The 11,398-nt window shown below is 67.7% G+C and carries 8 protein-coding genes; all 8 read left to right on the forward strand.

What is annotated here, in order from left to right; translation table 11 throughout:
* Positions 1 to 302: 302 nt before the first annotated feature.
* The 8 genes from NM1_RS21620 (at position 303) to fadD32 (ending at position 11,350) form a co-directional block, all read left to right on the forward strand.
* Positions 303 to 1,382 carry an alpha/beta hydrolase gene (locus tag NM1_RS21620; RefSeq protein ID WP_068022764.1) on the forward strand — a complete coding sequence of 360 codons (1,080 nt, stop codon included), beginning with the start codon at positions 303 to 305 and terminating at the stop codon, positions 1,380 to 1,382.
* Between the two features lie 395 nt (positions 1,383 to 1,777).
* Entirely contained in the window at positions 1,778 to 2,704 is a 927-nt protein-coding gene (locus tag NM1_RS21625; RefSeq protein WP_174556902.1) for an alpha/beta hydrolase, read from the forward strand.
* 345 nt (positions 2,705 to 3,049) lie between these two features.
* Entirely contained in the window at positions 3,050 to 4,087 is a 1,038-nt protein-coding gene (locus NM1_RS21630; RefSeq protein ID WP_084519877.1) for an alpha/beta hydrolase, read from the forward strand.
* A gap of 515 nt (positions 4,088 to 4,602) precedes the next feature.
* Positions 4,603 to 6,423 (forward strand): alpha/beta hydrolase-fold protein, encoded by a 1,821-nt coding sequence (locus NM1_RS21635; protein WP_068022647.1) that lies wholly within the window; start codon positions 4,603 to 4,605, stop codon positions 6,421 to 6,423.
* 132 nt (positions 6,424 to 6,555) lie between these two features.
* Positions 6,556 to 7,065, forward strand: a complete 510-nt coding sequence (locus tag NM1_RS21640; RefSeq protein ID WP_068022649.1) for a DUF732 domain-containing protein — start codon at positions 6,556 to 6,558, stop codon at positions 7,063 to 7,065.
* The gene (locus NM1_RS21645) at positions 7,062 to 8,048 is read left to right on the forward strand and encodes a cutinase family protein (RefSeq protein ID WP_084519878.1); all 987 of its coding nucleotides are present in this window, start codon (positions 7,062 to 7,064) and stop codon (positions 8,046 to 8,048) included. The genes NM1_RS21640 and NM1_RS21645 overlap by 4 nt, the downstream gene beginning before the upstream one ends.
* A 141-nt stretch (positions 8,049 to 8,189) precedes the next feature.
* Positions 8,190 to 9,206: an LLM class F420-dependent oxidoreductase gene (locus NM1_RS21650; RefSeq protein WP_068022651.1), complete on the forward strand. Its 1,017-nt coding sequence runs from the start codon at positions 8,190 to 8,192 to the stop codon at positions 9,204 to 9,206.
* A gap of 221 nt (positions 9,207 to 9,427) precedes the next feature.
* Positions 9,428 to 11,350 carry a long-chain-fatty-acid--AMP ligase FadD32 gene (fadD32, locus tag NM1_RS21655; RefSeq protein WP_068022653.1) on the forward strand — a complete coding sequence of 641 codons (1,923 nt, stop codon included), beginning with the start codon at positions 9,428 to 9,430 and terminating at the stop codon, positions 11,348 to 11,350.
* The last annotated feature ends 48 nt before the right edge of the window (positions 11,351 to 11,398 follow it).

Consider the following 11,398-nt stretch of genomic DNA (forward strand, 5'->3'; position numbering starts at 1 on the left):
GGGGCTTTTTGCTGTCCGGACCATTCGGCCCAGCGAAGCTGGATATTTGCTGGTAGCTGCGATATTGCCATTCTGAACCGATTTCGCCCTGCCATGTGTCGCAGGTCACTGTTTGGGGCAATTCCGAGTTGAATCACTTTGTTGCAACACCGGATCGCCGATACTCGATTCGTATCGCAGAACGTGCAGTACAACGGCGTGCTCTGTGCGCCGACGGTTTTGTCTGTGTTGTCCGAAGGTGAGGACCGGGCGCGTGGCGAGGGATGAATCGCGGCCGGCTCTCGAGCGAAAGGTCGAAGTCGATGCGATTTGCGCGCAGGAAGCCGAAACCTCAGAGGCCGATCGGCCCGTGGTTGCGACGATCGGTACTGGGCATGGCGCTGGCGCTGCTGCTGCCACTGGGAGTATCTGTGGCGGGAACCGGCGCGACCGTATCGGCGGCCTTCGATCCGTCCGGTTTCGACTTCTGGGTGGACTCGCCGGCCATGGGCCCGGTCAAGTCGCGGATCTTCCGCGCCAAGGACGGCAACACCAATCGCGTCGTCTACGCCCTGGACGGTATGCGGGCGCCGCAGACGCTGAACGGCTGGGAGATCGAGACCAATGTCGCCCAGGTGCTGACCGACTGGAACATCAACGTCGTGATGCCGGTGGGCGGGCAGTCCAGCTTCTACGCGGACTGGAACGCGCCCAGCAACTTCTTCGGCATCGGGACCCCCGGTTTCGGCTCCTCGACCGGTTCGGGTGCGACCGAGACCTTCCTGGACGGGCCGGGCAAGAGCTACCGCTACGACTGGGAGACGTTCCTGACCGGGCAGCTGCGTGACGCGCTGCGCGATCGGCTCGGGTTCAACACGAACCGCATGGGCACGTTCGGCCTGTCCATGGGCGGCAGTGCCTCGCTGACCCTGGCCGCCTACCACCCGGACATGTTCAGCTTCGCTGGCTCGTTCTCCGGCTACCTCAACATCTCCGCGCCCGGCATGCGGGAGGCGATCCGCGCGGCGATGATCGACGCCGGCGGCTACAACGTCGACTCGATGGCGCCGCCGTGGGGCCCGCAGTGGCTGCGGATGGATCCGTTCGTCTTCGCGCCGCAGCTGATCGCCAACGGCACCAGGCTGTGGATCGCCGCGGGCAGCGCCGTGCCGTCGGAACAGGATCTGGCGCCGCCGGTGGGTGCGGCCGCCGACCGGGTCATCCGCGGCGCACCGCTGGAGGCGCTGGCGCTGGCCAACACCCGGGCCTTCCAGGTGCGGATGATGTCGCTGGGCGCGCAGAACGCGGTGTACTCGTTCCCGGCCGTGGGTGTGCACGACTGGTTCAACTGGCAGGACGAGGCCTACCGGATGATTCCGGATCTCTCGGCCAATATCGGGTAGCGGCACGACCGGTCGGTTTGCTGACCGTTGTCCGATGATCGGCGTTCGGCCCGGGCGAATCTGCCCGGGTCGAACGTCTTTTCGCGTACTTCGCCGAGTACAGCAAATTCATGGTTTATGTCACGATTCGGTCTCGGCAGGCGTTTTCGATCGGGCCCGCACCGAATACCTGCCTTATAGAAGTAACGCCGAAACGTTCAGCCACCACGGAAGTCTTCGGCGTCGGATGTCGCACGTCAGGTATCTCCGGTTGCGATCCTTGCTGATCGCATGGGCGAAAGGTCGGGTCGTTGCGTTCTGGTCGGGTGCGCGGAACAGTTGCCGGTAATGAGATATCGGCACGACAACGGCGGTGCGGCAGGCGGTCTCGCCGGTTCGGCCGCGCGATAGCCGGAATGGCGCTGGCGCTGGCATTTCCGGTCGCCACGGTGGTCGGCGGGACGGCCGGTCCGGCGGCCGCCTCGTACAACCCCGCCGGATTCGACTTCTGGGCCGATTCCGATATGGGTGCGATCAAGAGCCGGGTATTCCGCGCCGCCGACGGCAATACCGATCGGGTGGTGTACGCGCTGGACGGTCTGCGGGCCCGCAACGACCTGTCCGGCTGGGAGATCGACACCGAGATCTCCCGGGTGCTGCCGCAGTGGAACATCAACGTGGTGATGCCGATCGGCGGGCAGTCCAGCTTTTATACCGACTGGGCGTCGGTCAGCAATACCAACGGCCAGAAGGTTCCTTACACCTGGGAGACCTTCCTGACCCGCGATCTGCGTAATGCCCTGAAGGACCGGCTGGGATTCAAGCCCACCGGGAACGGGATCTTCGGACTGTCGATGGGTGGCAGCGCCGCGCTCACGCTGGCGGCATATCACCCCGATCAATTCCGCTATGCCGCTTCCTATTCGGGATATCTCAACACCTCCGCCCCGGGGATGCGCGAGGCGCTGCGCGCGGCGATGCTGGACGCCGGCGGCTTCAACATCGACGCCATGTGGGGCCCGCCCTGGGATCCGCGCTGGCAGCGCAACGATCCCACGTTCGCCGCACCGCTGCTGCGCCAGAACGGCACCCGGCTGTGGATCTCCTCCGGCAACGGCCTGCCCGGGCCGCGCGATGCGGTGCGCAGTCCGGTCGACGCCTACCACCTGACCAATGCCGAGGTGCTGGAGACGATCGCGCTGGCCAACACCCGCGCCTTCCAGGACAGCCTCGGCGCCGCCAATGCGGTGTTCGATTACACACCCGTCGGCGTGCACTTCTGGCACTACTGGACCGATCAGGTCTACAAGATGCTGCCGGACCTCAGCGCCAACCTCGGATAGCCCCCGGCGGTCCTCGATTACCGGTCCCGCGGCACAAGATCGAAACGCGGGACCGCCGTGGGCTTTTCGTATCGCGCGACAATCACCGGGCGGACGCGATAGGGTCTCCGCACCATTACGAAAGGTGCACGGGCGGATTTCGGTCACGCGGTTCGTTCCATCTTGCTAACGGTTGGACGGTCGAATATCGTCCAGCGAGCGCAAGTGTGACCAGTTCGTAGACGCGCCGTCGCTCACCTCGGAGGTCGGGATCCGAGATGGGTGTTGAAAGTGCTGCCGATAGCAACATGCTCTCGCGGCACGGCTACAACAGCAGGCTACAGCAGCAGAAAGAGAGCAAGATCCATGCGTTTCGGCAGGTCCGCCGCGCTGGCGGCGACCGTCCGGTCAGGACGGCGAAATGCTCAGCTCGGTTGGCGCAGACGACTTTTCGCTGTGGGCGCCGCGGCGCTGGCTCTCCCGATCGCGGCCGCTGTGGCGACACCGGCGATCGCGCTGGCGAACCCGGTCGTCGCCCCGGTGCACCGCACCCCGCCCGGCGGCTACGAAGAACTGATGGTCCCGTCCAGCATGGGCCCGGTCAAGGTCCAGGTGCAGTGGGCGCGCGGCGGCGGTAACGCCGCGATGCTGCTGCTCGACGGCCTGCGCGCCCGTGAGGACCGCAACGCGTGGTCGTTCGAGACCAACGCGCAGGAGCAGTTCGCCAACGACAACGTCACCCTGGTGATGCCGGTCGGCGGTCAGTCCAGCTGGTATGCGGACTGGGCCTCGCCGAGCAACACCAACGGCCAGAAGTTCACCTACAAGTGGGAGACGTTCCTGACCCAGGAACTGCCCGACTTCCTGGCGAACTACGGCGTCTCGAAGAACAACTGGGCGGTCAGCGGCCTGTCGATGAGCGGCCCGGCCGCGCTGCGGCTGGCGGCCTTCCACCGCGACCAGTTCAAGTACGCGGCCGCCTTCTCCGGCCCGCTGAACTGGAACGCGCCCGGTATGCGCGAGGCCATCCGCATCATGATGCTGGACGCCGGCAAGTTCAACGTGGACTCGATGGCGGCGCCGTGGAGCCCGCAGTGGCTGCGGTCGGACCCGATGGTGTTCGCGCCCCAGCTGCGCGGCCTGCCGATGTTCATCTCCTCGGGCAGCGGCCTGCCGGGCCCGGCGGACGGCAACACCTCGCCGGTCGGCCTGTTCAACACCGGTAACGCGATGGCCCTCGAGGCCATCTCGATGGTGAGCAGCCGCTCCTTCCAGGCCCGGCTGAACTCGCTGGGCATCCCGGCCACCTACGACTTCCCGGCCACCGGTACGCACAAGTGGCAGTACTGGCAGGACGAGCTGGCCAAGGCTCGCCCGGGCATCCTGGCCGCGCTGGGAGCCTGATACCCGGCAAACGACCACCTTGGGGCGCCGCGTGAGCAATCACGCGGCGCCCCAGTGCATTTCGGGGTGTTCCCGGCGAAAAGCATGCCGGGAAATGAAGACGGAGCGGGGCTGGGCACGAGGTGGCAAGCCGGGTCTGGATGTCCGGGCCCACCAGTCATTTCCGGCGTGCTGCGGGATGTCCCGGTCCCTCGTTTCCGGCATGCCGCGGGATGTCCCAGCCCCTCATTTCCGGCGTGCTGCGGGATGTCCCAGCCCCTCATTTCCGGCGTGCTTTTGGCCGGAATCTCTGCCGGGAGGGCGGGACGACCGGCGTTTCGCGTGCGACGCGCCGTTTGTGAAGATTCGTACGGTTTGACCGCTGTCGTGCCGGGTAAGTTGACTGGTTCCCGCGCGTCTTGCGCGGTTACCGGTGTTCATCGCGGTACAACACTCCTGTGGCAGGTGTGGCAAACGGTAGGTGGGGGCGAGCGCGGGGCGCTCGATTACGGCGCGCGCGGTCGGGCCGTGGGCGGATGGCGGTGCTCGCCGCCGTCGTCGTGTTGCCGCTCGCCGCAGGCTATTCCGCCGCGATCACGCCCGCGGCGGCCCAGCCGAACGCGAACGAGGCGGCCGCGGCGGCGGGGGCGACCGTGCAGCGCGCGGTGTGGCTGAGCGACCGGCGGGTGGCGCTGTGGGTCAATTCGCCGTCCATGGGCACTCCCGTCCAGGTGCAGCTGCTGCTGGCGCGCGACTGGAACATCCGGCCGGAGGCGCGCTTCCCGCTGCTGTTCATGCTCGACGGCCTGCGCGCCACCGACGACGAGAGCGGCTGGACCAAGGACGCCGGCGCCGTCGACTTCTACGCCGACAAGAACGTGACCGTGGTGCTGCCGGTCGGCGGCCAGTCCAGCTTCTACTCGGACTGGGCGCAACAGAACAACGGCAAGAACTACAAGTGGGAGACGTTCCTCACCAAGGAGCTGCCGCCGCTGCTGGAGAGCCAGTGGCGGGCCACGAATGTGCGTGGCGTGGAGGGGCTTTCGATGGGCGGGACGGCCGCGATGTTCCTGGCCGGGCGCAATCCCGACTGGGTGAAGTACGCGGCCTCGTACTCGGGCTTCCTCACCACGACCACGCTGGGCATGCCGCAGGCCATCATGTTCGCGATGCGCGACGCGGGCGGCTTCGACGCCAACGCCATGTGGGGCCCGCCGGGAACCGACGAGTGGAAGGCGCACGACCCCTACGCGCTGGCGGACAAGCTGAAGGGGACCAGCCTCTATGTCTCGGCCGGCAGCGGCACCACGGGCGCCTTCGACAGCCCGAGCCCGGACCTGCCCGCGATCAGCACCAATTACGCGGGCATGGGGCTCGAGATCCTGTCCCGGCTGACCACGCAGAATTTCGTCGGCAAGCTGAACCAGCTGCAGGTTCCGGTGCAGGTGAGCTACCGGGCCTCCGGCACCCACACGTGGCCGTACTGGGATTTCGAGATGCGGCAGTCCTGGCCGCAGGCGGCCGCCGCGCTCGGCGTCGACACCGCCGCGTCCGGGTGCGAGACCGGCGGGGCGATCGCCGGTGTGGCGCAGGCGAACCCGTGGCTCGGCGGCTGCGTGACGCCCGAGTACCAGGTGGCCGGGGGCACGGCACAGGATTTCAGGGCCGGGCGGGTGTTCTGGTCGTCGGCCGCGGGCGCCTATCCGACGGCGGGCACGATCGGCGGTCTCTATCAGGCCGCCGCGGGTCCGGCCGGTCCGCTCGGGCTGCCGGTCGGCCCCGAGACCCTGCTGCCGGACGGCCGCGGCCGCTTCCAGACCTTCCAGCGCGGCTCGGTGTACTGGACCCCGCAGACCGGCGCGCAGATCGTGCGCGGCGCGATCCTGCAGGAGTGGGGCGCCCAGGGCTTCGAGCACGGCCCGGCCGGTTATCCCATCGCGCCGGAACTGAAGACGCCGAACCGGGACGGCGTGGTGCAGGGCTTCGAGAACGGCACCATGTACTTCAGCGAGAAGACCGGTGCGCACCGGTTGCAGGGGTTGATTCTCGGCAAGTACGCGCAGCTGGGCTTCGAGAACAGCGCGCTGGGCTTCCCGACCGGCGAGGAGGTGCCGCTCAAGGACGCGGGGCGCGGCACCACGTTCGAGGGCGGCAATATCTACTGGAGTCCGCTGTCGGGTACCTGGGCGGTGCGCAACGGGCCGATCATGGACACGTGGGCCCAGCAGGGCTTCGAGAACGGTCGGCTCGGCTATCCGATCAGCGACGAGTTCCCGGTGCCGGGAGGCGTGCAGCAGAACTTCCAGACCGGATTCGTCGTCGTCCGCGACGGCAAGCCCGAGGTGCACGGCATCTGACCGACCGCGGCTCTTGGCGGAGCCATGAGAGTTGCCTGAAGGTTCGTCCCGGGATCGCTACTATCGCACGGCCTGCCATTAGCCTGGTGGGCGACCCGTTGCTCCTGTTGAACAGATCGAGGATACGAATTCATGCTTCGGACCCGTGGAGCCGCGACGGCGGCACTCGCCATCGCCGCCGCCGGCCTGCTCGCCGCCTGCGGTGACAACGATTCGACCGCATCGAGCACGCCCACGCTGAAGCCCTCCACCACATCGGCCTCGGGCCCCACCCCCACGCTCCCGTCCGTGGTGCAGATCCCGCCGGAGGAAGGCGGCTCCGCGCCGAGCACCAGCGCCGACGAGCGCCCGCAGCCGGTGGAGCCCACGACCGCCGCCGGTTCCGCCCCGCTGACGGCCAAGGACGAGGCGCTGGTCGAGGAGCTGAAGAAGCGCGGCGTCAACGCGACCCCGGACGTCGCGGTGACCACGGCGAGCTTCGTCTGCCAGGGCAAGGCAGCGGGCATGCCCAATGACCAGCTCACCACCTACGTGAATGCCATGGCGGGGTCCGATCCGGCCTACGATCCGGCGAAGATGCCGGTCGAGCAGGCGGGCAAGATCTACGTCGACGTCGCGACCCAGAGCTACTGCGACAAGTGAACGCGCGACGTTCGGGCTTCTCCGGCCGCAAGCGCGGCCGGGGCCGGGGATGTCTGCTGTTCCTGGCCGGCATCGTCGTCTTGATCGTCGTGGTGCTGCTGCTGTGGTACCTGCTGGCCGGGGTGCTGCGCATCCCCAAGCCCACGCCGCCCAAGCCGCGCCCGCCCGCCACACAGCCGGCGCATTGCCCGGACGTGCAGTTGCTGTCGATTCCCGGCACCTGGGAGTCCAACAGCGGAGACGATCCGGAGAACCCGAGCGCCAATCCGGCCTCGCTGATGCTGAACATCAGCAATCCGGTGCGCGAGCAGTTCCCGCAGGAACGGCTCGACGTCTACACCGTCCCGTACGTCGCGCAGTTCTCCAATCCGATCGCGATCCCGCCGGACGGCCAGCAGTCCTACAACAACAGCCGCTCGGAGGGCACCCGGCGCGCCACCGACGAGCTCACCTCGATGGCCAAGGAATGCCCGCTGACCAGCTACGTGATCGCGGGCTTCTCGCAGGGCGCCGTGATCGGCGGCGACCTCGCCGCGCAGATCGGCGCGGGTAAGGGGCCGGTATCGCCCGATCGGGTGCTCGGCGTGATGCTGATCGCCGACGGACGGCGCGACTTCGGGTCCGGCCAGGCCACCGAGATCGGGCCGAACCCGCCGGGCGTGGGCGCGGAGGTCGCGCTCAAGGGGCTCACCGTCCCCGGAATCAGCATGACCGGCCCGCGGCAGGGCTTCGGCAAGCTCGCCGACAGGACCTACACCATCTGCGCCCCCGGCGACCTGATCTGCGACGCCCCCAAGCAGGCACTGAACCCGCTCAATATGATTCCCGCCCTGGGGACGCTGGTGCGGGCCGTCGGAAATCCGGTGCACAACGGCTACAACGCGTTCGTCGTGGATCCCGACACCGGTGCCACCGCCACCCAGTGGACGGTGAATTGGGCGACGGACCTGATCAATGGCGCCCCGCACCCGCCCCATTCGTGACTGTTAACAGGGGTCAACCCCGAGGACCCCAAGGTTTCCGGGGCAGGCTGTAAAGTGCAGCGATGATCGCGACGCCGGAGCCGCATCCTCTCGGATCGGCCCGGCGTCGCAGCCATTCCGGACAGCCAGGAGCATGAGTTCATGACAGAAGTCGCCGCTACCGCAGAGGTGACTGCCTTGGGCACGCCGCCGCGCAGGTTCCGGTTCGCGGCCGCGGGCGAGGGGAATCAGCAGGAGGGCGGGGCGCGCAAGTTCGTCAAGCTGGCGCAGCAGGCCGAGGAGTACGGCTACGACTCCTTCGCCGTGCCCGATCATCTCGGTCCGCAGATCGGCCCGATCGCCGCGCTGGGCGCGCTGGCGGTGGCCACCGAGCGGATCCGCATCGGAACCTCAGTGCTGGCCAACGGCTTCCGCCATCCGGTGGTGCTGGCCAAGGACGCCGCCACCATCGACGTGCTGTCCAAGGGCCGCTTGGAACTGGGCGTGGGCGCGGGCTGGATCAAGGGCGAGTTCGAGGCCGCGGGCATTCCCTACGAGTCGCCGGGCGTGCGGCTGGAGAAGCTGGACGAATCGCTGACCATCCTGGACGTGCTGTTACGCGGGCAGGAGTGCCACTTCGAGGGCAAGCACTACCAGGTGCGCGGCATCAAGGGCACCCCGCGGCCGCGGCAGGGACCGCGCCCGCCGCTGGTCACCGGTGGCGGCGGCCCGAAGATGTTGCGGCTGGCCGCCAAGCACGCGGACATCATCTCGGTCGTGCCCCGGACCACCAAGAATGGGAAGGGCCTGCTGTCGGGCATCACCCTCGACAAGACCATCGAGAAGGTGAACCTGATCAAGGAGGCGGCCGGTGACCGGTTCGCCGACATCGAGCTGAACTGGACCATCACCGCCGTGGTGATCACGGACGACCGGGAGCGCACCGCCGAGATGGCGCTGTCGGCGATCGATAAGGGCCTGCACCCGGATCTCGAGGTGGACGTGCAGTTGTCGGTGGACGACATCCTGACGTCCCCCTATGTGGCAATCGGCACATTCGACGAGATTGCCGAGCAGATCCGTAACGTGCGGAAACTCACCTCGATGTCCTATGTCGGAGTGTTTCCTACTCAGATGGACGCCTTCGCGCCGGTGATCCCGTTGCTGCGGGAGGCGTAAGAGGGTCATGTTCGCTTGCACCGGGTACTGGTTCGGGCCCTGCTCTGTAACATGTCCCTGGTTTGAGTACATCTAGCCGATAGGTGGTCACCGCGCAGACCGCCGGAAAAAGCTGCAGGCATGCTCTCGCACCACAGAGCGTCCGCGGGCGTAAGAGAGTCGGGGCCTCACAGGTAACAGCGGCCAGGGCGCCGTACTGCGTGTGCCTCGGAGGAGAAGGAATGACGGACGAGACTTTCGACGACTACCTGGACGAGTCCGGGAACATCAGAATTCCCCCGGGACGGACCCTGGTCGACTACGTCGAGAAGCACACTCGCAACGACGCGAACACGCTTGCTTACCGCTATATCGACTACTCCCGAGAGCGCGACGGTGAGTATCACGAGCTGACCTGGCAGGAATTCGGGATCCGGCTGCGCGCGGTGGCCGCCCGGCTGCAGCAGGTGACCGAGCCGGGCGACCGGGTCGCGATCCTGGCGCCCCAGGGTCTGGACTACGTGGTGGCCTTCTTCGCCGCCATCTACGCCGGCACCATCGCCGTGCCGCTGTTCGATCCCGAGGAACCGGGCCACACCGACCGCCTGCACGCCGTGCTCGGCGACTGCAAGCCCGCGGCCATCCTGACGGCGAGCTCCTCCGCCGCCGGGGTGCGCCAGTTCTTCCGCCCGCTGCCGGCCGCGCAGCGTCCGCGTGTCATCGCCGTGGATGCCGTGCCGGATTCGCTCGGTGAGTCGTGGACCTATCCCGACATCACCGTGGACCACATCGCCTACCTGCAGTACACGTCGGGATCGACGCGTACCCCGGCCGGTGTCGAGATCACGCACCGCGCGGTGGGCACCAACCTGCTGCAGATGATCAACGCGATCAACCTGGACTGGAATTCGCGCGGCGTGACCTGGCTGCCGCTGTTCCACGACATGGGTCTGCTGTGCGTGATCCTGCCCGCCATCGGCGGCAAGTTCATCACGATCATGTCGCCCAGCGCGTTCGTCCGGCGCCCGGGTCGCTGGATCCACGAGCTGGCGGCGCACTCCGACGGCGCCGGAACCTTCGCCGCCGCACCGAACTTCGCGTTCGAGCACGCGGCCGCGCGCGGCCTGCCGAAGAACGGCGAATCGCTGGATCTGTCGAACGTCATCGGCCTGATCAACGGCAGCGAGCCGGTGACCACCTCCTCGATGAAGAAGTTCAACGAGGCGTTCGCCCCCTACGGCCTGCCCAAGACCGCCATCAAGCCGTGCTACGGCATGGCCGAGGCCACCCTGTTCGTGTCGGCGACGCGGGCCGAGGACGAGGCCAAGGTCATCTATGTCGACCGCGACGAGCTCAACGCGGGCCGCATCGTGAAGGTGGAACAGAGCGCCCCCAACGCCATCGCGCAGGTCAGCTGCGGGTACGTCGCGCTGTCGCAGTGGGCCACCATCGTCGACGCCGAGACGATCGACGATCCCGAGGGCGCGCGTGAGCTGCCCGAGGGCCAGGTCGGCGAGATCTGGCTGCACGGCGACAACATCGGCATCGGCTACTGGGGTCGCGACGAGGAGACCCGCAAGACCTTCAAGAACATCCTGTCCCGTCGCCTGCCCGAGGGCAGCAAGGCCGAGGGTTCGGCCGCGGACGCGATCTGGATGCGGACCGGCGACTACGGCGTGTACATCGACGGCGAGCTGTACATCACCGGCCGCGTCAAGGACCTGGTGATCGTCGACGGCCGCAACCACTACCCGCAGGATCTGGAGTTCTCCGCGCAGGAGTCCAGCAAGCTGCTGCGGCCCGGTTTCGTCGCCGCGTTCTCGGTGCCCGCCAACCAGCTGCCGCCCGAGGTGTTCGAGTCCGACAGCCATTCCGGCATCCGCTACGACGCCGACGATGCCTCCGAGCAGCTGGTGGTCGTCGCCGAGCGCGGGCCGGGCGCGCACAAGGCCGACCCGCAGCCGGTCGCCGACGCGGTGCGCGCGGCGATCTCCCAGCGCCACGGCGTCACCGTGCGTGACGTACTGCTGGTACCGGCCGGATCGATTCCGCGGACCTCGAGCGGCAAGATCGCCCGCCGCGCCTGCCGGGCCGCGTATCTGGAGGGCACGCTGCGCGGTGGTTACACGCAGCAGGCCTTCCCCGATGCTCCCGAGGAAGAGTGATCGACAACCACTCTCGTCGCTGGGTCCCCGGCGGTCGTCGGCACGACC

The sequence above is a fragment of the Nocardia mexicana NBRC 108244 genome, assembly GCF_001613165.1.
Lineage (GTDB): Bacteria > Actinomycetota > Actinomycetes > Mycobacteriales > Mycobacteriaceae > Nocardia > Nocardia mexicana.